24 protein-coding genes are annotated in these 20,823 nt (G+C 70.6%); 11 read left to right on the top strand and 13 right to left on the bottom strand.

Annotation, left to right across the window (positions count from 1 at the left end; translation table 11 throughout):
• Positions 1 to 2 precede the first annotated feature (2 nt).
• Both GGR64_RS19025 and GGR64_RS19020 read left to right on the top strand, forming a co-directional pair.
• Positions 3 to 944 carry a DegV family protein gene (locus GGR64_RS19025; RefSeq protein WP_184647785.1) on the top strand — a complete coding sequence of 314 codons (942 nt, stop codon included), beginning with the start codon at positions 3 to 5 and terminating at the stop codon, positions 942 to 944.
• Between the two features lie 82 nt (positions 945 to 1,026).
• On the top strand, positions 1,027 to 1,365 hold the full coding sequence (locus tag GGR64_RS19020; RefSeq protein WP_160966881.1) for a hypothetical protein: 339 nt from the start codon (positions 1,027 to 1,029) through the stop codon (positions 1,363 to 1,365).
• 51 nt (positions 1,366 to 1,416) lie between these two features.
• Here the strand turns inward: GGR64_RS19020 and GGR64_RS19015 are convergent, their stop codons facing one another.
• Together GGR64_RS19015 and GGR64_RS19010 are read right to left on the bottom strand one after the other, a co-directional pair.
• The gene (locus GGR64_RS19015) at positions 1,417 to 2,328 is read right to left on the bottom strand and encodes a DMT family transporter (RefSeq protein WP_184647783.1); all 912 of its coding nucleotides are present in this window, start codon (positions 2,326 to 2,328) and stop codon (positions 1,417 to 1,419) included.
• Positions 2,325 to 2,996, bottom strand: coding sequence for a PhzF family phenazine biosynthesis isomerase (locus GGR64_RS19010; RefSeq protein ID WP_184647781.1), 672 nt, complete (start codon positions 2,994 to 2,996; stop codon positions 2,325 to 2,327). The genes GGR64_RS19015 and GGR64_RS19010 overlap by 4 nt, the downstream gene beginning before the upstream one ends.
• Positions 2,997 to 3,103: 107 nt before the next feature.
• Here GGR64_RS19010 and GGR64_RS19005 point away from each other — a divergent pair, with 107 nt between their 5' ends.
• The gene (locus GGR64_RS19005) at positions 3,104 to 4,513 is read left to right on the top strand and encodes a PLP-dependent aminotransferase family protein (RefSeq protein ID WP_184647779.1); all 1,410 of its coding nucleotides are present in this window, start codon (positions 3,104 to 3,106) and stop codon (positions 4,511 to 4,513) included.
• Between the two features lie 232 nt (positions 4,514 to 4,745).
• Here GGR64_RS19005 and GGR64_RS20960 read toward each other — a convergent pair whose 3' ends face one another.
• From GGR64_RS20960 to GGR64_RS18985, 5 genes are all read right to left on the bottom strand, one after another.
• Positions 4,746 to 4,874: a hypothetical protein gene (locus tag GGR64_RS20960; protein ID WP_260303487.1), complete on the bottom strand. Its 129-nt coding sequence runs from the start codon at positions 4,872 to 4,874 to the stop codon at positions 4,746 to 4,748.
• 336 nt (positions 4,875 to 5,210) lie between these two features.
• Complete coding sequence (fghA, locus tag GGR64_RS19000; RefSeq protein ID WP_184447144.1) at positions 5,211 to 6,041, bottom strand: S-formylglutathione hydrolase; 831 nt, start codon at positions 6,039 to 6,041, stop codon at positions 5,211 to 5,213.
• Between the two features lie 93 nt (positions 6,042 to 6,134).
• Positions 6,135 to 6,707 (bottom strand): S-(hydroxymethyl)glutathione synthase, encoded by a 573-nt coding sequence (gene gfa / locus GGR64_RS18995; RefSeq protein ID WP_160966871.1) that lies wholly within the window; start codon positions 6,705 to 6,707, stop codon positions 6,135 to 6,137.
• A gap of 71 nt (positions 6,708 to 6,778) precedes the next feature.
• Complete coding sequence (locus tag GGR64_RS18990) at positions 6,779 to 7,888, bottom strand: S-(hydroxymethyl)glutathione dehydrogenase/class III alcohol dehydrogenase (RefSeq protein WP_048490914.1); 1,110 nt, start codon at positions 7,886 to 7,888, stop codon at positions 6,779 to 6,781.
• Between the two features lie 40 nt (positions 7,889 to 7,928).
• Positions 7,929 to 8,204, bottom strand: a complete 276-nt coding sequence (locus GGR64_RS18985; RefSeq protein WP_048490915.1) for a metal/formaldehyde-sensitive transcriptional repressor — start codon at positions 8,202 to 8,204, stop codon at positions 7,929 to 7,931.
• A gap of 319 nt (positions 8,205 to 8,523) precedes the next feature.
• Between GGR64_RS18985 and GGR64_RS18980 the strand changes: the two genes are divergently transcribed.
• Positions 8,524 to 9,240, top strand: coding sequence for a response regulator transcription factor (locus GGR64_RS18980; protein WP_026143454.1), 717 nt, complete (start codon positions 8,524 to 8,526; stop codon positions 9,238 to 9,240).
• Positions 9,237 to 10,748 carry an ATP-binding protein gene (locus tag GGR64_RS18975; protein ID WP_184647777.1) on the top strand — a complete coding sequence of 504 codons (1,512 nt, stop codon included), beginning with the start codon at positions 9,237 to 9,239 and terminating at the stop codon, positions 10,746 to 10,748. Before GGR64_RS18980 ends, GGR64_RS18975 begins: the two co-directional genes overlap by 4 nt.
• Positions 10,749 to 10,785: 37 nt before the next feature.
• Here GGR64_RS18975 and GGR64_RS18970 read toward each other — a convergent pair whose 3' ends face one another.
• The 5 genes from GGR64_RS18970 to GGR64_RS18950 form a co-directional block, all read right to left on the bottom strand.
• The gene (locus tag GGR64_RS18970; protein WP_184647775.1) at positions 10,786 to 11,169 is read right to left on the bottom strand and encodes a YbjQ family protein; all 384 of its coding nucleotides are present in this window, start codon (positions 11,167 to 11,169) and stop codon (positions 10,786 to 10,788) included.
• A 74-nt stretch (positions 11,170 to 11,243) separates the two neighbouring features.
• Positions 11,244 to 11,522, bottom strand: a complete 279-nt coding sequence (locus GGR64_RS18965; RefSeq protein ID WP_326520379.1) for a hypothetical protein — start codon at positions 11,520 to 11,522, stop codon at positions 11,244 to 11,246.
• Between the two features lie 77 nt (positions 11,523 to 11,599).
• Complete coding sequence (locus GGR64_RS18960; RefSeq protein ID WP_160966863.1) at positions 11,600 to 11,950, bottom strand: hypothetical protein; 351 nt, start codon at positions 11,948 to 11,950, stop codon at positions 11,600 to 11,602.
• Positions 11,951 to 12,383: 433 nt separating this feature from the next.
• Positions 12,384 to 12,764: a hypothetical protein gene (locus GGR64_RS18955; protein WP_184647773.1), complete on the bottom strand. Its 381-nt coding sequence runs from the start codon at positions 12,762 to 12,764 to the stop codon at positions 12,384 to 12,386.
• A gap of 34 nt (positions 12,765 to 12,798) precedes the next feature.
• Positions 12,799 to 14,163 carry a glutamate--cysteine ligase gene (locus GGR64_RS18950; protein WP_184647771.1) on the bottom strand — a complete coding sequence of 455 codons (1,365 nt, stop codon included), beginning with the start codon at positions 14,161 to 14,163 and terminating at the stop codon, positions 12,799 to 12,801.
• Positions 14,164 to 14,384: 221 nt separating this feature from the next.
• Between GGR64_RS18950 and GGR64_RS18945 the strand changes: the two genes are divergently transcribed.
• The 4 genes from GGR64_RS18945 to GGR64_RS18930 all read left to right on the top strand — a co-directional run bounded on the left by GGR64_RS18945 (position 14,385) and on the right by GGR64_RS18930 (position 18,016).
• A complete protein-coding gene (locus GGR64_RS18945; protein ID WP_184647769.1) occupies positions 14,385 to 15,080 on the top strand; it encodes a VIT family protein in 696 nt (231 codons plus the stop codon).
• Positions 15,081 to 15,328: 248 nt separating this feature from the next.
• A complete protein-coding gene (locus GGR64_RS18940; protein WP_184647767.1) occupies positions 15,329 to 15,787 on the top strand; it encodes a VOC family protein in 459 nt (152 codons plus the stop codon).
• A 298-nt stretch (positions 15,788 to 16,085) separates the two neighbouring features.
• Complete coding sequence (locus GGR64_RS18935; protein WP_184647765.1) at positions 16,086 to 16,916, top strand: helix-turn-helix domain-containing protein; 831 nt, start codon at positions 16,086 to 16,088, stop codon at positions 16,914 to 16,916.
• Positions 16,917 to 17,023: 107 nt separating this feature from the next.
• Positions 17,024 to 18,016 carry an MBL fold metallo-hydrolase gene (locus GGR64_RS18930; RefSeq protein WP_184647763.1) on the top strand — a complete coding sequence of 331 codons (993 nt, stop codon included), beginning with the start codon at positions 17,024 to 17,026 and terminating at the stop codon, positions 18,014 to 18,016.
• A gap of 463 nt (positions 18,017 to 18,479) precedes the next feature.
• On the opposite strand, the gene yihA is transcribed toward GGR64_RS18930, so the two are convergent.
• Complete coding sequence (gene yihA / locus GGR64_RS18925; RefSeq protein ID WP_184447153.1) at positions 18,480 to 19,103, bottom strand: ribosome biogenesis GTP-binding protein YihA/YsxC; 624 nt, start codon at positions 19,101 to 19,103, stop codon at positions 18,480 to 18,482.
• Between the two features lie 129 nt (positions 19,104 to 19,232).
• Between yihA and GGR64_RS18920 the strand changes: the two genes are divergently transcribed.
• On the top strand, positions 19,233 to 20,054 hold the full coding sequence (locus GGR64_RS18920) for a c-type cytochrome (RefSeq protein ID WP_160966848.1): 822 nt from the start codon (positions 19,233 to 19,235) through the stop codon (positions 20,052 to 20,054).
• Positions 20,055 to 20,139: 85 nt separating this feature from the next.
• Entirely contained in the window at positions 20,140 to 20,781 is a 642-nt protein-coding gene (locus GGR64_RS18915) for a thiol:disulfide interchange protein DsbA/DsbL (protein WP_160966846.1), read from the top strand.
• The last annotated feature ends 42 nt before the right edge of the window (positions 20,782 to 20,823 follow it).

Genomic DNA, 20,823 nt, shown 5'->3' with positions numbered 1-20,823 from the left:
GGATGCGCATCGGCATCGTCGTAGATTCCGCCTGCGATCTGCCGCAGGACTACATCGCCCGACACGACCTGGTGGTCCTGCCGATCAGCGTGCGTCTCGGCGGCACCGTGCTCGCCGATCGCCGCGACGAAGCAGCGACGCTGGAGTTCCTGCATGCGCAGGTCAGCGCGCACGGCGCCGAGGCCGAAACCGTGCCGTACAGCGTGGCGCAGATCCGCGAGCTGTTCCTGGGCCGGCTGGTCATCGACTACGACCACGTGTTCTGCCTGACCATCGCCAAGACCCGCAGCCCGATCCACGACCACGCGCAGCAGGCCGGCTTCGCCATCCTCAACGACTACAAGCCGATTCGTCAGGCCGCCGGCCACGCCTCGCCGTTCGCGCTGCGGGTGATCGACACCCAGAACCTGTTCGCCGCACAGGCGGTGGTGGCGGTCGAGGCGGTGCGGTTGCGTGCCGATGGCGCGGGCGTGCAGGCCATCCGCGAGCGGCTGGAGACGCTGGCCGAACACACCCATGGCTACATGATCGCGCGCGACCTGTATTACCTGCGCAGCCGCGCGCGCAGCAAGGGCGACCGCAGCGTCGGCCTGCTCAGCGCCGCGCTCGGCTCGGCCCTGGACATCAAGCCGGTGCTGCACTGCCACCGCGGCGAGACCGCGCCGGTGGCCAAGCTCAAGGGCTTCGACCACGCCGTGCAGACGCTGTTCGGCCTGGCCGCCAAACGCGTGGCGGCCGGGCTGATGACGCCCACGCTGTGCCTGAGCTATGGCGGCGAACTGGCAGAACTGCACGCCCTGCCCGGCTACGCGGCACTGCGCCAGGCCTGCGATACCCACGGCGTGGACCTGCTGGAAAGCGTGATGAGCCTGACCGGCATGGTCAACGTCGGCAAGGGCGCGCTGGTGCTGGGCTTCGCCGGCGAGGCGCTGCGCTTCGGCTGATCCGCGCGTCGGCCACGTCGACGGCGGGGCGCCGCCGGCTCTGCTAGGCTGCGCCGCTTCGTACCGCCCACAAGAGATGCCCATGGCCGTCACCTACTCGATCAGCCTGCCCGATCCCGCCCGTGCCCGCGGCAGCCAACCGTCGCTGAGCTTCACCGCGCACGGCGCCGACGCCTTCGCCGAACAGTTGCAGGCCGCCCTGAGCGATCCGGCCTGGTTCGAGCGCTGGCGCGCGATGCAGCCGGAGCCGGACGAGGTGGATCCGGCCCTGGGCGTGACCGATCCGGCGGCACGGGTCAGCGGCCGCCAGGACGATCTGCGCATCGACCTGTCCGCCACCACCAGCATCCCCGGCGACATCCTCAAGCAGCGCCTGCGCCTGCTCGCCGGCAGCGGCTGGGAACTGCGCGACGTGCGCTGAGCCGAACGGCACGGCCGCCGCGCTGCGGTGGCCGAGGCGAGCGCCGCGCCGCTAGGGTGCGGCGACCGCGCGGCGCGGCCAGGACCAGCGCAGATTGACCGCCAGCGTCCCCAGCACGATCAGCGCCAGGCCGAGCCACTGCACCGGCACCAGCCGGTGGCCGTACAGCAGGTAGTCGAGCAACAACGTCACCAACGGGTAGACGAAGGCGACCACCGCGATCGCCGCCACGTGCAGGTGCCGGTAGGCGCTGTAGAACAGCACGTACACCACGCCGCTGTGGATCACGCCCAGGCCGACCAGCCAGAACCAGTGCCGTCCGGGATGCAGCGCCGCGCTGCTGGAGAAGCCGGCCAGCATCGCCGCACCGACCCAGCACTGCACCGTCACCACCGCCAACGGCCGCTCGCGGCTGATCCGCCGCGACATCAGCAACGACGCGCCGCACAGCAGCGCGCCGAGCAGGGTCAACGCGATGCCGACCAGGTAGCCTCGGTCGGCGCTGGACCACAGCCGCAGTGGATCGGCCGAACAGGCCACGCCGACGAAGGCCAGCAGCGTCCAGCCCAGGTCCGAGCGCCGGCTGCGCTCGCCCTGCAACAGCGCCGCCAGGATCAGCATGACGAACGGAAACACGTGGTAGACCATCGTCGCCACGCCGATCGAGGAGCGCGCCATGCCGGCGAACAGCGCCACCCAGTTGAGCACCAGCAGCACGCCGCTGAGCGCAGCGTCGCGCAGCAACGCGCGCTCGCGCCACAACCCGCGCAACTGTCCGCCGAGCAGGCCGCACACGGTCAGGAACAGCGCCCCGAACAGGCAGCGGTAGAACACCGCGGTCACCGGATCCTGGCCGCTCTCATGCACGAACACGCCGACCGAGCCGATCAGCACCTCGGCCAGCAGCAACTGCCACAACGCACGCCGTGCCGCGCCCACAGGCGCTGCCTGCACCGCGCTCACAGTTCGATGCTCCCGTGCAGGTACTGCACGGCCGCGCCGCGCACCTGCACGTGGTCCGGCGTCACCCGGCAGTCCAGTTCGCCGCCACGCGCCGAGGCCTGCCACGCGCGCAGGTCCTGCTTGCCCAGGCGCTGCGCCCACAGCGGCGCCAGCGCCAGCATCCGCGCCAGGTCCGGCACCACCGCACGCACCTGGGCTTCGTCCGCGTACACGGCGATGTAGGCCTGGGCGTTGCGGTACGCCGCCTGCGGCGCGATCGACAGCGCCTGCGCGAGTTCCTGCGGCACCGTCGCCAATGCGGTCGGCGCCTGGTTCGGGAAGCGCAGGACGAAACGCCCGTCGGCCTCGCGGTCCACCGCCAACTCGCCGACCGCCGCGGCGCGGAACCGCAAGGGCAGCGGTGCCAGGCCCTGGGTGGCGACGACGAAGGCGCTGGCCAGGGTGGCATGGCCACAGAACGCCACTTCGCGCAGCGGCGAGAACCAGCGGATCGCGAACGCGCCGTCGGCCTCGCGCACGAAGAACGCGGTCTCCGACAGATTGTTCTCGCTGGCGATGGCCTGCATCAGCGCATCCGGCAGCCAGGCCTGCAGCGGCACCACCGCGGCCGGGTTGCCGCGGAACCGCACCGTGGTGAACGCATCGACGATGAACAGCGGCAGCTGCACGTGCGGCCTCGCGGGATCGGAAAGGAGGCGGCCAGTGTGCGCCCGGCTGGGCGACCAGCACAGAGTCAGATACGCTGCAAATCGACCGATACAGATGAGGCCCGCGCATGCGCCTGTACGAAGCCCTCGCCAGCCAGTTGCGCGACCAGATCGCGCAAGGCACGCTGCGCGCCGGCGAGCGCCTGCCGTCGATCCGGCAACTGGCCGCCGGCCACGGCATCAGCGCCGCCACCGCGGTGCAGGCCTGCCTGCAGCTGGAACGCGAAGGCCGGGTGCAGGCGCGGCCGCGCTCGGGCTATTTCGTGCGCGCGGCGGCCACGCCGGTGCCGACCGGCGCCGGCCCGTCGCGACGACGCGCCCCGGGCACAGTCGCCAATCCCGCGTTGCAAGGCGTGCTGGACATGCTCGCGCGTTCGGACCTGGTGCCGCTGCACACCGCCACGCCGGCGGCGGCGCTGCTGCCCGGCGCGCACCTGGCCAGCGCACTGGCGCGGCAACTGCGCCGCCAGCGCAGTGCCGCGCTCGACTACGCACCGCCCCAGGGGCACGCCGCGCTGCGCCGGCAGATCGCGCAGCGCTACGCGCACTGCGCCACCGCCGTGGCGGCCGACGAGGTGGTGGTGACCGCCGGCGCGATGGAGGCGATCAGCCTGGCGCTGCGCACCCTCACCGCGCCCGGCGACGTGGTGCTGGTCGAGACCCCGACCTACCACGGCATCCTGCAAGCGGTGGCGGCGCTACGCCTGAAAGTGCTGGAGGTGCCCAACCGGCCCGGCCAGGGCATCGACGCCACGCGCCTGGACGCGCTGCTGCAGCGCACGCCGGCGCGCGCCGCGGTGCTGGTGCCGAACTTCAACAATCCGCTCGGCAGCCTCACGCCCGACAGCGCCAAGCGCAGCCTGCTCGACAGTTGCGCACGCCACGGCACGGTGGTGATCGAGGACGACATCTATGGCGAACTCGACTGGTCGGGACAGCGCCCACGGCCGCTGCGCCATTTCGACACGCACGGCAACGTGATCACCTGCGGCGCCTTCTCCAAGGTGCTGGCGCCCGGCCTGCGCGTGGGCTGGCTGCTCGGCGGCGCCTGGACCGACGCGCTGGTGCGTGCCAAATACTTCTCCACCATCGGCGGCGCCAGCCTGCCGCAACTGGCCCTGGCCGACTACCTGGAGCGGCACGACCTGGAACGCCACCTGCGCAAGCTGCGCCGCACCCTGGCCGACAACGGCCAGCGCCTGCGCGAGGCAGTGCTGCGGCACTGGCCGGCCGGCACCCGCATCGGCGACCCGGCCGGCGGCCTGTCGCTGTGGCTGCAACTGGCCGACGCCGGCAGTGGCCAGGCGCTGTTCGAGGCCGCCCTAGCCGAGGGCATCGGCACCTCGCCCGGGCATCTGTTCTCCAGCCGCGGCGACTACGCCGACCACCTGCGGCTGAGCTGCGGCCAGCCGTGGAGCGAGACCCTGGAACACGCGATGCGGCGGCTGGGCGCGCTGGCTGCACGGCTGTCGCGCTGAACTCGGCGTCCAGCGCTGCGCCGCATTCCACACGCTAGGCACGCGCTGCCAGCGCTTGCCTCCCAATCGACTGCAAGGCGTCCTGCCCCGCCTCCGAGCGAGGCGATGCATCCGAATCCATGCACGAGCGCCGGCCGGTCGCGGCGATCGCCCGCGCAGTGGGACACGACCGTGGTGACGTCATCCGACGCAACGGCGCAACGCGATCGACGGCAGTCAGGAGCGGCTTGCGCTATGGCGTCGCCGCGCCGATCGCCAACGCCACGCAGGCACCAAACAGCGTGCAGGCAAGCATCGCCACCGCGCTGAGCGGGCTGCGCCAGCGCTGCCAGGGGAGCAGCAAGATGCGACGGCAAGACATGGCGCGGCTCCGATCCAGGGACGTGGCGAGGGCGAACCCTGCGCAATCTAGCCAGCGCCCGTCTCAGCAGGCGCGAACGCGGTCGCACAACCGCGTGAAGGGCGATTCGCGCCCCCTGTTTGTTTACGAGACCGGCCACGCGGCGCCTGTCGTGGTCACCGGCCTGTCATCTGCGCGCCCGGCAAGGGGCCGGCGGCCCTGCTCGCGTGCCGTCGCGCCGGCACCGTGCAGCACGGCCAGAGGCGACGGCGCGGAAGGCCGGTGCGTCACCGGCAGCCCCGCGCGCGGCACCCTGCCCGGCGGTCCGCGTCGTGCGCGACCGCCGGCGGAGCGCGCTCAGCCCTGCAGCGCGCGTGCGTGGAAGGCGATGTGCTCGCCGATGAAGCTGCCGATGAAGTAGTAGCTGTGGTCGTAGCCAGGCTGCACGCGCAGGGTCACCGGATAACCCGCTGCCTCGGCGGCGGCCTGCAGCAGCTGCGGACGCAACTGCTTCTCGAGGAACTCGTCGCCGCCGCCCTGGTCGATCAGCAGCGGCAGGCGCTCGCTGGCGCTACCGATCAGCACGCTGGCGTCGTACGCCTGCCATTGCGCGCGGTCCTCGCCCAGGTAGGCGGTGAACGCCTTCTCGCCCCACGGCACCTGGGTCGGCGCCACGATCGGCGAGAACGCCGACACGCTGCGGTAGCGGCCGGGATTCTTCAGCGCGATGACCAACGCGCCGTGACCGCCCATCGAATGCCCGCTGATCGCGCGGCGGCCGTTGTGCGGAAACTGCGCTTCGATCAGCGCCGGCAGTTCCTGCACCACGTAGTCGTACATGCGGTAGTGCGCAGCCCACGGCGCCTGCGTGGCGTTGACGTAGAAGCCGGCGCCCTTGCCCAGGTCGTAGCCCTCGGCATCGGCGACCTGCTCGCCACGCGGACTCGTGTCGGGCGCCACCAGGATCACCCCGTGCTCGGCCGCGTAGCGCTGCGCGCCGGCCTTGGTGATGAAGTTCTGCTCGGTGCAGGTGAGGCCGCTGAGCCAGTACAGCACCGGCAGCGTGGCGTGCTCGGCCTGCGGCGGCAGGTACACGGCCACCTGCATGGGGCAGCCAAGCACGGCCGAGTCGTGGCGATAGACGTCCTGCCAGCCGCCGCAGCAGGCATGGTGTTCGATGCGTTCCATGGACAGTTCCGTAGAGAGAGCGCCTGCGGCCGCGACCGGCCGCAGGCGGGGATGCCGCGACGCGCCGAACGGCGACGCGCGCGGCAGCGGGCTTCAGTGCAGCACGCCGTTCTTGCGCGCCACGTGGGTGGAGATCGCGTCCATCAGCGGCGGCGACAGGCAGTCGTACGGTTCCAGCTGCAGTTCGCGCAGGCGCTTGCGTACCCCGTCCATCGCCTCCGGGGGCGTGCCGCTCTCGATGATCGACGACACGAACGCGGCGAAGCCCGGTGCCGACCAGCCCTGCTGCGGCGACAGTTCGGTATGCACGAAATCCAGGCCGTAGAACGGATGCTCGGTGTTCTCGATGCGTCCGTACATGTGCACGCCACAGCCGGTGCAGGCGTGACGACGGATCGTCGCGCTCTCGTCCACCACCTTCAGCTTCTCCGGATGCGCGGTGACCTTGACCTTGTCGCGTGCCACCACCGCCACCACCGAGAAGGTCGCGCCCTTCGGCTTCCAGCACTTGGTACAGCCGCAGGCATGGTTGTGCGCGGTCTGCGCACCCACGTCCACCACCACCTTGTCGCTGGCGCAGTGGCATTCCAGGGTGCCGCCCTGGAACTGCTCCGCGCCGGCACGCACGCCGGCATCCACCGACGGATGAATCGTCACAGTACTCATCTTTCCCCCTCCCGGGTTCGTTGCGTCGCTGCAATGCGCGGAAACGGCCGCGCGCCGGACTGACCTTCGGGTCAGAAGTGGATGACGGTACGGATCGACTTGCCCTCGTGCATCAGGTGGAAGGCTTCGTTGATCTCGTCCAGCGGCAGGGTGTGGGTGATGAACGGATCGAGGTCGATCTCGCCGTGCATCGCCTGCTCCACCATGCCGGGCAGCTGGGTGCGGCCCTTGACCCCGCCGAACGCGCTACCGCGCCAGACGCGGCCGGTGACCAGTTGGAACGGACGCGTGCTGATTTCCTGGCCGGCGCCGGCCACGCCGATGATGACGCTCTCGCCCCAGCCCTTGTGGCAGCACTCCAGCGCCGAACGCATCACGTGCACGTTGCCGATGCACTCGAAACTGAAGTCCACGCCGCCGTCGGTCAGCTCGACGATGACCTCCTGGATCGGCTTGCTGTAATCCTTCGGGTTGATGCAGTCGGTGGCGCCCATGCTGCGCGCCAGTTCGAACTTGCCCGGATTGGTGTCGATGGCCAGGATGCGCCCGGCCTTGGCCTGCACCGCGCCCTGGATCACCGCCAGGCCGATGCCGCCCAGGCCGAACACCGCGACGCTGTCGCCTTCCTTCACCTTGGCCGTGTTGTGCACCGCGCCGATGCCGGTGGTGACGCCGCAGCCGAGCAGGCACACCTTCTCCAGCGGCGCTTCGGGATTGACCACGGCCAGCGAGATCTCCGGCACCACCGTGTACTCGCTGAAGGTGCTGCAGCCCATGTAGTGGTAGATCGGCTGGCCGTTGTAGGAGAAGCGCGTGGTGCCGTCAGGCATCAGGCCCTTGCCCTGGGTGGCGCGCACCGCCTGGCACAGGTTGGTCTTGCCGGACAGGCAGAACTTGCACTTGCGGCATTCGGCCGTGTACAGCGGGATCACGTGGTCGCCGACCTTGACGCTGGTCACGCCCTCGCCCACCGCTTCGACGATGCCGCCGCCCTCGTGGCCGAGCACCGCCGGGAAGATGCCTTCCGGGTCGTCGCCGGACAGCGTGAACGCGTCGGTATGGCATACGCCGGTGTGGGTGATGCGCACCAGCACCTCGCCCTGGCGCGGCGGCTCGACATCGATCTCCACGATCTGCAGCGGCTGGCCGGCTTCGAAGGCAACGGCGGCTCGGGATTTCATGCGATTTCTCCTGGCTGAGGAAATGGGTGTGGGGTATGGATCACTTGAGATAGGAGCGGACCAGCATGCCCATCTCGCGCACGCGCGCGGCGCGCTGCGCGTCGGAGCTGGCGGGCTGGCCGAATTCTTCGCGAACGTGGGCTTCCATCACCTCGGACATGAGGCCGTTGACCGCACCGCGGATGGCGGCGATCTGCTGCAACACCGCCGCGCACTCGGCGCCGCCCTCGAGCGCGCGCTCCAACGCTTCGGTCTGGCCGCGCAGGCGGCGGATGCGGGCGAGGACGCGCTTCTTCTCGTGCGGGGTATGCGGCATGCGACGGGGAACCCGGGAACTATACTGGGGGATAGTATTCCCGCAGCCGGCAAAAGGGAACGCCCGGACCGCCCCGCAGCCCGTCGGCGCGTCCTCGGCCGCCGCCGGAGACCCCGCCAGCGCAGGTGCCGGCGCATGGCAACGCATGTCGGCACAGGACACGAACCGGCCATGTTCGCGCCCCTGGCGCTGCCTATGATGGCCATGCGTTCAAGCGCGGCCCCCGGTTCCGGCGGCCACGTCCCTGTCCGCCCCAGTTCCAGGCAGCCGCGGCCACGTCTAGACTGGGCGACTCCCCGTGTGGCCGCCCCTCAAGATCGTGGATATGAAATCCTTCATTCTGGTCGTCGACGACGATCCGGATCTGCGCCGACTCATCAGCGAGTTCCTGAGCGACCACGGGTATCAGGTGGACACCGCCGAGACCGTGGCGGAAATGCGCCTGCGGATGGCCGAGCGCCAGCCGGACCTGGTGATCCTGGACGTGATGATGCCCGGCGAGGACGGCCTCAGCGCCGCCCGCCAGCTCGCCAGCGAGCGCGGCGCGCCGGCGGTGATCATGCTCAGCGCGCTGGGCAGCGACACCGACCGCATCATCGGCCTGGAAGTGGGCGCCGACGACTACCTGGCCAAGCCGTGCAACCCGCGCGAGCTGCTGGCGCGGGTGCGCGCCCTGCTGCGACGCAGCCAGGCGGCGACGCTGCCGCCGGAAGCGCGCGGCAACGTCTACGAATTCGCCGGCTGGCGGCTGGACGTGATCCGCCGCGACCTGCGCGACCCCACCGGCATCTTCATCAACCTTTCCGACGGCGAGTTCGCGCTGCTGCGTACCTTCGTCGAGCACCCGCAGCGTGTCCTCAGCCGCGATCAGTTGCTCGACTACGCGCGCGGCCGCGACACCGAGGTCTACGACCGCGCCATCGACAGCCAGATCAGCCGCCTGCGCCGCAAGATCAACGAACGCGTGCAGACCGAACTGATCCGCACCGTGCGCAACGAGGGCTACATGCTGCTGCCGAGCGTCGCCCGCCTGTGAGCGGGGCCACGCGCGCCCGCCGCGGCGTGCCGATCTTCGCCCGCGCCTTCCTGCTGCTGGTGGTGGCGCTGCTCACCGCGCAGCTGATCGGCATCGCCCTGGTGCTGCGCACGCCGGTCTACGAGATGCCGGTGCATCCGCCGGAAGTGATCGCCCTGCTCAGCACGCGCATGCCGGCCGGCACCCAGACCCTCAAGGTGCAGGACACGGCGCATGCGCCGCTGCCGGCGCGCGACCAGGTGCGCGACCGCAACGTCGAACGGCTGATGGCGCACTGGCTGGAAGTGGCGCCGGACCAGGTGCGCTTCTACCGCAACAGCGACGGCCGCCTGGAACGCCTGCGCCTGCGCCTGGGCGAACGCCCACCGCCGCCGCCGCACGCGGTCGCCGCCGACGACGACGCCCCCGCGCCCGCCGCGATGGCACCGCCAGCCACCGCGCAGCAACCGCCACCGCTGGAGCCGCCGCACGCGCCGGGCGAGGCGCCGCGCAATGGCGCCTTCGGCGCGACCATGCGCGCGGTGGGCTGGCGCGAGCGCGGCTTCGCCCCGGCGGTGCCGCTGCTGGACGGCTTCACCGCAGCGCTGCGCCAACCCGATGGGCACTGGCGCAGCGTGATGTCGCCGCCGCGGCGGTTCTCCAACGAATTCAAGACCCAGGTGGTGATGCTGTTCCTGGTCGGCATGCTGGCGATGCTGCCGCTGGCCTGGTGGTTCTCGCGGGCGCTGTCGGCACCGATCCGGCGTTTCGCCGAGGCGGCCGACCAGCTCGGCCGCAATCCCGACGCGCAACCACTGCGCCGTAGCGGTCCCAGCGAGATCGTGCAGGCGGCCGATTCGTTCAACGCCATGCAGGCGCGTCTGAACCGGCTGATCAACGAGCGCACGCACATGGTCGCGGCGATCGCCCACGACCTGCGCACGCCATTGGCGCGGCTGGCGTTCCGCCTGGAGACCCTGCAGCCGCCGTTGCGCGAGAAGACCATGGCCGACATCGACGAGATGAAGGCGATGATCTCCGCAGCGCTGGACTTCATCCACAACGACAGCCGCCGCGGCACCCGCTCGCCGCTGGATTTCCGCCTGCTGGTGGAAAGCGTGGTCGACGACGCCAGCGACACCGGCGCCGACGTGGTGCTGCTGCTCGGCGAGGCCATCACCCTCGACGGCGACCCGCTGTCGCTGCGACGCATGGTGATGAACCTGGTGGAGAACGCGCTGAAGTACGGCAAACGCGCGCGCCTGCAGTTGCGTCGCGAGGCCGGCGAGTGCGTGCTGTGGATCGACGACGACGGCCCCGGGATCGATCCCGCGCAGCGCGAGAAGCTGTTCCTGCCGTTCTTCCGCGGCGAGAACTCGCGCAACCGCGATACCGGCGGCATCGGCCTGGGCCTGTCGGTGGCGCACAGCATCGTGCTGGCGCATGGCGGCCAGATCGCCCTGGACAACCGCCCCGAGGGCGGCCTGCGGGTCAGCGTGCGGCTGCCGTGCCAGGCGGTCGGCGGCTGAGCCGGGCGCGCCGCCGTACCGCCTCATGCCGATCGGCTCAGCGCTGGTTCGGCTCGACCACCACCGCAGTGCCGTAACACAACACCTCGGTCAGGCCGGCCATCAACTCGGTGGCGTCGTAGCGCACCGCGACGATGGCATTGCCGCCCATCTGCCGTGCGTGCTGCAGCATGTCCCGGTAGGTCTCCAGGCGTGCCTGCTCGCACAGCTGGGTATAGATGGTGATATTGCCGCCGAAGATGGTCTGCAGCCCGCCCAGGAAATTGCCGACGATGGAGCGCGAGCGCACGGTGATGCCGCGCACGATGCCCAGATTGCGCACGATCCGGTAACCGGGAAGCTCCAGCGCGGTGGTCACCATCGCATCGTTCAGCGGCGAGGCCGCCGCACGCGGCGGCGAGGAATTGTACGGATCGGTCATCGATGCCCCCTGGTGGCGTGGCCCGTGGCTCCGCGGACCGCAGACCCGGTGCGCGCGCACCGAGGCCGGCAGTGTTAGCACCGCAGAAAGAACCACGCAATCGCCAGGACCAGGCCGCCACTCCACAGCAGCAGCATCGCCACCACGCCGGCCAGGACGATCGCCGCGCGCCGCCACCGGCGCAGCCCGCGCGAGCGCCGTACCGCCCACACGCACAGCCAGCCGCCCAGCACCACGCCGCTGACGATCACGGCCCAGCCGAGCAGATCGATGAGCGGATCCTTGGAACCGAACTCGGTGGGGCATTGGCTCGTCGCATGCGCGGATGTCATGCATCCGAGCGACGCGGCCACAAGCGCAACTCGTTCGGGAAGACGCCATCGAACGTTCCTGCGCTCTGCGAGCGCCTGCGAACGCGTGCCGTGCGCCATCAAGGCGCGTGCTTGAGATTGGATTTGCGCAGGCCAAGCCCGTTCCAGAACGCCGGCGGATAGCTCAGATCCGGGCGGCCGACCCACCCCCGCACCAGATCGAGTTCGTAGCCATCGTCCAGCTTCCGATACTGGACGGACGCAATGGCGATCTGGTCCCAATCGCCAGTGAAGGTGAGATCGGCCAACGACGCGGGATAGGACCCGGTACGCAGCTTGTACAGCTCCACCAGCGATACCACCGTCTTGAAATGCTGGTCGCCGAACTTGGCGTCGGCCTGCTTCTGCACGCCGCAGGCGCAGACGGCAAGGGCAACGAGCAACGCCATGCCAACGTTCTTCAGTTTCATGCATCCCCCATATGATCTCTTCGCCGCCGCTGCACTGTCCGCCCGGACCGCAACGGCGACGCGGACATTCCTCAGCGACAGCAGGCACGCAAGCTGCGCAGCTTACCTCGCCAACGGGGGCAGTCGGCTACGGCGGAAGCGGGCACCATTCCGCGATCCAGTCCTGCGACGACGCCGCAAGCGGCACGCACTCTCCTCGGCCAGCGCACCCAGATCGCACAGGAACACCGGATGCGCCGGTGCGACCAGCGCGACCAGCATGCCCTAGCCGCCGCTGTCATCGCCGATCAGCACATGGCCCGCAGATCACGAGCGACCTCGAAGGGCGCATTGCGTTCGGCCAGGTCGGCGGCGGCGTACGGCAGCAATCCATCCGTGCGCGGCTGCCCCGCCTGCGACGCAACCAGCGCGCGGATGGGCGGTGGCAAGGCGGCTAGCGCGAGCGGAATAGCCGTCGCCACCACGACGCCCGCGCGGCGCCCGCGTGGCGCTGCGCCAGGGCCGCGGCGTGGCGGGCAAGCAACAGCGGCACGGCGGTCGCCCGCCAGAACACCAGGCTGACGTACCCCGAGGACATGCCGCCATGGCTGAGGCGCGGCACGAAGACCGACTCGACGGAGGCGTCGTCCAGCGCCGTGCCGACCAGGCGCGCGAAGGTCTCGGTGAGCAGCGCCTCGCACTGCGCCGCCGTCGCCGGCAGCGGCACACCGGCCAGGGTCGAGGCCATCTCCTGCCACAGATACGGATCGCCCCGTCCGCCCCATCGCATCGGCTCGCCCTGGAACAGGCCCGCCATGTCCTCGATCGCGGTCATCGTCCTGCTGGCCTAGGGGCGTGCGGCGCGACGCTCAGTACGCGAACTCGCGGAACACACGGTCGATGTCGCCCTGCCACGCGCCGTGGTACAGCGCCAGCTTGCGCTCGGCCGCGGTCTCGCCGGCGTGCAGGATCTCCACCAGCGGTTCGAGGAAGCGCGATTCGTCCTGGCCGTCGAGGTTCAGGCGCGCGCGGCGGCGCAGACCGTCCAGGGCGATCTTCACCGCCTCGGCGGCAAGGTCCTGCACGGTGCCGTTGCGGAACGGCAGCTTCAGCGCCTGCTTCGGCACGCCATCGCGCAGCGCGTGGCGTTCGACCAGGCTGAAATCCTTGACCAGGTCCCAGGCCGCGTCCAATGCGGCATCGTCGTACAGCAGGCCGACCCAGAACGCCGACAGCGCACACAACCGGCCCCACGGACCGGCGTCGGCGCCGCGCATTTCCAGGTACTTCTTCAAGCGCACTTCCGGGAACGCGGTGGTCATGTGGTCGGACCAGTCGCGCAGCGTCGGCAGCGCGCCCGGCAAGGCCGGCAACCTGCCCTGCATGAAATCGCGGAAGCTCTGCCCGCTGGCGTCGACGTAGGTGCCGTCGCGGTAGGAGAAGTACATCGGCACATCGAGCAGGTAGTCGACGTAGCGCTCGTAGCCGAAGCCGTCCTCGAACACGAAGTCGAGCATGCCGGTGCGGTCGGCGTCGGTGTCGGTCCAGATGTGCGAGCGGTAGCTGAGGTAGCCGTTGGGCTTGCCCTCGGCGAACGGCGAGTCAGCGAACAGCGCGGTGGCGATCGGCTGCAAGGCCAGCGACACGCGGAACTTCTTGATCATGTCCGCTTCGCTGGCGTAATCCAGGTTGACCTGTACCGTGCAGGTGCGGGTCATCATGTCCAGGCCGAGCGAACCGACCTTGGGCATGTAATTCTTCATGATCTGGTAGCGGCCCTTGGGCATCCACGGCATCTCGTCGCGGCGCCACTTCGGCTGGAAACCCATGCCGAGGAAGCCCAGGCCCAACTCGTCGGCGACCTGCTTGACCTCGTTGAGGTGGCTGCCCACCTCCACGCAGGTGTCGTGGATGGTCGGCAGCGGCGCGCCGGACAGTTCCAGTTGCCCGGCCGGCTCCAGCGTCACCGAAGCGCCGTCGCGCAGCAGGGCGATGGTGTGCCCGGCTTCGCGTACCGGCTCCCAGCCGAAACGGGTCAGGCCGAGCAGCAGCGCCTCGATGCCGCGCTCGCCCTCGAAGGTCGGCGGCCGCAGGTCGTCCAGGCGGAAGCCGAACTTCTCGTGCTCGGTGCCGATGCGCCACTGCGCTTCGGGCTTCTCTCCGGAGGCGAGCACCTGGACCAGTTCGGCCCGGTCGGTGATCGGCGTCTCGGCAACGTAGCTGGGGCTCGACAAGGGCAGGACTCGCACGGCGGGTGAGGCGATGTGGGGACAATGTCCCGCCATCGCAAGGCCCGCACTATAGCGTGACGGGGGCGAGGCCCGTATCGCTACCGGCGGCACTGCAGCATTCCACGGTCGCGCCGCTGGCGGCGTCGAGAGTGAGACGCAGCAAGCGCTCGCGGCACTGACTCGGCTAGGCTGCGGTCTCCTTCCGCTCCGCTGCAGGCAGCGCCATGCGCCAGACCCACGCCGAACGCCATCGCACCGACCGCGCCGGCTGGCTGCGCGCGGCCGTGCTCGGCGCCAACGACGGCATCCTCTCCGTGGCCGGCCTGGTGGTCGGCGTGGCCAGCAGCGGCGCGTCGGCCGCCACGGTGTTGACCACCGGCATCGCCGGCCTGGTCGCCGGTGCGATGTCGATGGCCGCCGGCGAATACGTGTCGGTGCAATCGCAGGCCGACACCGAACGCGCCGACCTGGCGCTGGAGCGTCGCGAACTGCACGAGGATCCGCAGAGCGAGCTGGACGAACTCACCGCGATCTATCGCCAGCGCGGGCTCGATCCCGTGCTGGCCCGCCAGGTCGCGGAGCAGTTGACCGCGCACGATGCGCTGGGCGCGCACGCGCGCGACGAACTCGGCATCACCGAGAGCCTGCGCGCGCGTCCGCTGCAGGCGGCGGCCGCGTCGGCGGCGGCGTTCTGCACAGGTGCGGCGCTACCGATCATGGCCGCATGGCTGGCGCCGGACGGCCGGCAACTGTGGGTGACCGGCGCGGCGACCCTGGTCGGCCTGTCGCTGACCGGCGCGCTGGCCGCGCGCGCCGGTGGCGCCCCGGGCCTGCGCGGCGCGGCGCGCGTGGTGTTCTGGGGCGCGGTGGCGATGCTCGCCAGCGGCGCGATCGGCCATGTATTCGGCGTGCATGTCTGAGCGGGCGCGGCGCACGCCACGGTCGCATCGCGGCATGGCCGACACCCGATCTCCCGGAGGCTCGCGATCGGCAGGCTGGGCGCCTGACTGACGGCGCCAGGAGAGCACTGACCACCCCGTCATTGCCGGTGCCTGCGCCTCGAAATCCCCAGGTGGCAGCGACAGGAGTGTCCTGTCCAGCGAGGCGCCATGGGTAGAACACAAGGCCACGACGCGCCTATCCTTCGAACAGAACGGGAAGCAGAGTGATGAATAGCAAGACCGATACCGTCGTCGTCGACCACGTCGGATTCTCCGTTTCCTCATTGGAGGAGGCGATCAAGTTCTGGACCGAGGCCCTGGGCTTCGAACTTGTTCGCACGGGCGAAATGGGCGGCGACTTCCTGCAGCAGGTGACGGGTGTCGAGGATCCGCGTTGCCGCATGGCACTGGTGGTCTCGCCCGCCGGGTTTCCCATCGAACTTCTCGAGTACTCGACAGCCCGCACGTTGGGCAAGGCACCCGAGAGCGCTGGCGCGATCGGCGCGACCCATCTGGCCGTCACCGTGGCGGATATCGACTTGGTTGTCGCCAGGATCCAGGCGCAGGGCTGGCACCTGAAAGGATCTCCCCGGCCTATCGAGGCCGGGCCACGCGCGGGAACCGTCGTTGCCTACGTCAGCGGGCCCGATGGGATCACGATCGAGGTCATGCAACCTCCCGCGTAGGCCTCATCCGGCGTGGTGCAAGCCGCCGCGGCTCTTTCGATCGCCGATGGCGAGCGCGTGTCGTGGGCGGTGAGGCGAGATGCGTCGGCGGTCCGCAGCGCATCACCGCGCTGTACCCGTTGCCCGGGCAGCGAGCCTGGGGCCACGGCGCACGCCTTGTCTCCCTGGCGCCGCCTCCGGTCTGCATGGCGGGTGGCGGTCCACGGCGCGGCGGCAATGCTGGCCACGATGCGATCGGCCGGATCCTGGCGTGCAGGTCCGAGCCCGCGCGCAACGCGCTGCGGTAGCATCGTCAGCCATGGCCGACACCGCCTCCCCCGACGCCCTGCTGCTGGCGCGCCTGGCCAGCCTGGCCGACTGCGCGCAGGCCGAAGGCTATGCCTGCATCAGCGCGCGCCGCGAACACGGTGCGCGCTCGGTGGAGATCCCGCGGCCGCAGCTGGCGATCCTGCTGCAGGGACGCAAGCAGGTGCGCACCGCGACACAGACACTGGCCTTCGTGCCGGGCGATCTGTTCCTGGTGACGCGGCGCTGCCGCATCGATGTGGTCAACATCCCGGATCCGCACAGCGGCGTGTATCTCAGCGTGCTGGTGCCACTGTGCGAGGAAGCGCTGAGCGCCGCGCGCGTGCTGTGGAACGAACCGCTGCCCGCCGCCGGCGCGGAGCTGGCGCGCCTGCGCGCCGAGGACGTCGGCGGCACCCTGCTGCAATGGCGACAGGCGCTGCAGGACGGCCGTTACACCGAGGCGCGGCTGGCGCTGGCGGCGCTGGTGGTGGCGCTGTGCCGGCGCGGCCATGGCGGCCTGCTGCTGCCGCCGGCGCCGAGCGTGGCCGCGCAGGTGCGCGACCTGGTCGCCGCGCAGCCGCAACGCGCCTGGCGTTCGCGCGACATCGAAGACAGCCTGGGCCTGAGCGGCGCGACCCTGCGCCGGCACCTGGCCGGCGAAGGCACCTCGTTGCGCGAACTGCTCGCCGATGCGCGCCTGGCGCATGCGATGCAGTTGCTCTACACCACGCGCTGGCCGTTGAAGACGGTCGCCGCGCACGCCGGCTACCGCTCGGTACGCAGCTTCAGCCAACGCTTCCAGCAACGCTACGGCCTGGACCCGTCCAGCATCGGCAACTGAGCCGCGTCGGCGCTGAGCGCCGCGCGCAGCGGAATGAGCGAATCGCGCAGCCGCGCCGGCGCAGCATGCCGGTACCGCGGCGCCTGCCGCTTTGCCAGGAAATCCCCATGCCCCTGTTCCCGTTGCGCGCGCTGTGCGCGCTGGCGCTGAGCGCCAGCGCGGCGCTGACGCTGCCGTCCCCCGCCCATGCCGCCGCACCGGAGGCGACCGCTGCGCAGGTGCCCGGCGTCTATCGCCAGGCGATCGGCCGGCTGCGCGTCACCGCCCTGTTCGATGGCACCGTAGCGCTGCCGCGCACGCAATTGCACAACGTTCCACCGGAGGCGATCGCGCGCCTGCTCGACCATCGCTACGTGCCGGAGAGCGACAAGGGCCTGCAGACCGCGGTCAACGCCTATCTGGTCCAGGACGGCACGCACCTGACCCTGGTCGATACCGGCACCGCCACCTGTTTCGGCCCCGGGCTCGGCCAGGTGCTGGCCAACCTGCGCGCGGCCGGCTATGCGCCCGAGCAGGTCGACGACGTGCTGCTCACCCACGCCCATCCCGATCACCTGTGCGGCCTGCTCGACGCGCACGGCCAACCCGCCTATCCCAAGGCGACGGTGTGGCTGAGCAATGCCGACGCCGCGTACTGGCTGGACACGGCCAGCGAGGCCGGTGCGCCGCAGGCGCTGCGCTTCGCCTTCCCGCTGGCGCGTGCGGCGGTGGCGCCCTACCAGGCCACGCAGCGGCTACGCCGTTTCCGCCCCGGCGACGCGCTGCCTGGCGGCGCGGTCGCGCTGGATACCCACGGGCACACGCCCGGGCACGTGTCGTACCGCTTCGATGGCAGCGATGGGCAACAGTTGCTGGTGTGGGGCGACCTGATGCACTACCACGCGGTGCAGTTCGCGCAGCCGCAGGCATCGTACGAGGCAGACAGCGACCGCGATGCCGCGATCGCCGCGCGCAAGCGCATGCTGGCGCAGGCCGCGGACCACGGCTGGTGGGTGGCCGGTGCGCACCTGCCGTTCCCGGGGCTGGGCCACGTGCGCCGCGCGGACACCGCCTTCGCCTGGGTGCCTGCGGAGTTCTCGCCATTGCCGGCGACGCCTTGAGACCGGTCTTTTCCCGTTGGAAGAAAGAGCCGCTAGCCCCTCTCCCTCCGGGAGAGGGGTTGGGGTGAGGGTCCGTCGCGAAGCGTCTCGCAGAGTCCAAGCACGCGAGGCTACGCCCGGACCCTCATCCGCCCCTTCGGGGCACCTTCCCCCAAAAAGGGGGCCATGGTCCCGATGGGAGAAGGAAACGGCCGTTAGCCCCTCTCCCTCCGGGAGAGGGGTTGGGGTGAGGGTACGTCGCGAAGCGTCTCGCAGAGTCCAAGCACGCGAGGCTACGCCCGGACCCTCATCCGCCCCTGCGGGGCACCTTCCCCCAAAAAGGGGGCCATGGTCCCGATGGGAGAAGGGAACGGCCGTAGCCCCTCTCCCTCCGGGAGAGGGGTTGGGGTGAGGGTACGGCGCGAAGCGTCTCGCGGCGTTCGTGCGCACGAGGCCTCGCCCATACCCACGCCCGCCGCCGCGCTCACTCCGCAGCGGGCGGTTCGACGTCAAGCCCCAGCCAGCCGCCGACGATGCCGCGCGCCTCGTCCACGCCCTGGCGGGTCTCGCCGGAGAAGGTCTGCACGCTGACCGTGTCGCCGAACGCGCTGGTCAGTTCCTTGCGCACCTGCTGCAGCACCTGCCCCTGCTGGCCACGGCCGAGCTTGTCGGCCTTGGTCAGCAGCGCGTGCGCGGGCAGGCCGCGCTGGGCGGCGTAGCCGAGCATCTGCCGGTCGTAGTCCTTGAGCGGGTGGCGGATGTCCATCACCACCACCAGTCCGCGCAGGGCCTCGCGGGTGCGGAAATACCTGTCGATGAACGCCTGCCAGTGCGCCTGCAGCTCCTGCGGCACCTTGGCGTAGCCGTAGCCGGGCAGGTCCACCAGGTAGCGCTCGGGCTGGACCTGGAAGAACACCAGTTGCTGGGTGCGGCCGGGCGTCTTGGAGACGCGGGCCAGGGCGTTCTGCCGGGTCAGCGCGTTCAGCGCGCTGGACTTGCCGGCGTTGGAGCGGCCGGCGAACGCCACTTCCCAGCCACCGTCGTCGGGCAACTGGCGGGCGTTGTGGGCGGAAAGGAGATAGTGGGCACGTTCGAGGATCAGCGACATCCCGCTAGGATCGCACGTCCGCGGCCCCGGGCGGGCTTCGTTGACCGCCGGGCCGCAGCATGCCGATAATCGCGCGAGTGCGGTCGCCGTCCGGCAGCCGCGGGGTCGGGTCATACGGAGCTTCAGCTAATGCGCCACGCTCGCGTTCTTGCCTTTGCCGGTCTAGCGGTTTCCGTCGCCGCCGCGGTCGCGTTCGCGCAGACCTCGGTGGTTCCCATTCCCGACCACGCCCCGGTGCGCACCACGCCGCTGGAGGGCGACATCGGCAAGGCCGCCTGGGGCGACCCCAAGGCCGGCCAGGCCAAGGCCGCGGCCTGCGCCGCCTGCCATGGCGCCGACGGCAATCCCGCCATCGCCATGTATCCGCGCATCGCCGGCCAGGTGGAGCGCTACAGCGCGCGGCAGATGGCGCTGATCGCCCACGGCGAGCGCACCAGCGGCGCGGTCGCGGCGATGGTGCCGTTCGTGCAGCCGCTGAGCGCGCAGGACATGCGCGACATCGGCGCCTACTTCGCCACGCAGAAGGCCGGTGCCGGCATCGCCGACGACGCGGTGATCGCCGACGGCCCATACGCGGGCATGAAGTTCTACGAGGTCGGCCAGCAGTTGTATCGCGGCGGCGACGCGACCCGCGGCATCCCCGCCTGCATGGCCTGCCACGGCCCCGCCGGCGCCGGCAACCCGGGGCCGGCCTACCCGCACCTGGGCGGCCAGCACGCCGATTACGTGGCGCGGCGCCTGCAGGAATACCAGGCCGGCACCACCCAGGAGCGCGACCCGACGATGTTCAAAATCATGGCGCAGGTGGCCAAGCCGCTGACCGACCAGGAGATCAAGGCGCTGGGCAGCTATCTGCAGGGCCTGCACGACCGCGCCGACGACGCGGCCGCCGCGCAGGCCGCACCGGCCACGGCAACGCCACAACAGCCGGCGCCCGCGCAACAATCCTGACCGTGCGCCGCTGCGGCGGCGCCGGCCCGTTCCCCCTTCGCGCCGGTCCAGACGACCGGCGTTCGTTTTTGCCATTGGAGATCGCATGAACCGTTTGCCCCGCCTGCTGTTGTGCCTGCTCGCCCTGCTGCCGTTGAGCGCCTGCGCGCAACCCAAGTCCGCGACCGCGGTGGAAGGCGAGGACTACACGCTGATCGCCGATCCCAAGCCGTTCGCGCCGCTGGCCGGCAAGATCGAGGTGGTGGAAGTGTTCGGCTACACCTGCCCGCACTGCGCGCACTTCGAGCCACTGCTGGAGGAATGGGCCGGCAAGCAGGCCAAGGACGTGCGCCTGACCCTGGTGCCGGCGGCGTTCGGCGGTTACTGGGACAGCTTCGCCGCCGCCTTCTATGCCGCGCAGCAACTGGGCGTGCAGAGCCGCAGCCACCGCGCCATGTTCGAGGCCATCCACGACAAGCGTAGCGTGCCGGTGCAGAACGTGGCGCCGGAGGAACTGGCCGCGTTCTACGCCGGCTTCGGGGTCAAGCCGCAGGCCTTCATCGCCGCCTATCAGAGCCCGCAGGTCGCCGCGCAGGTGAAGACCGCACGCGATTTCGCCGTGCGCGCGGACATCTCCGGCACCCCGGCGCTGATCGTCAACGGCAAGTACCTGGTCAAGGGCAAGAACTTCGAGGACATGCTGCGCATCGCCGATGCGCTGATCGCCCGCGAGCGCGCAGGCAAGTAATCGGCGCACGGCGCTTCATCCGCGCCATGGCATCATGACGGG

It is taken from the genome of Xanthomonas sp. 3307, assembly GCF_014199735.1.
GTDB lineage: Bacteria > Pseudomonadota > Gammaproteobacteria > Xanthomonadales > Xanthomonadaceae > Xanthomonas_A > Xanthomonas_A rydalmerensis.
This window is presented reverse-complemented; position numbering and strand designations above follow the sequence as displayed.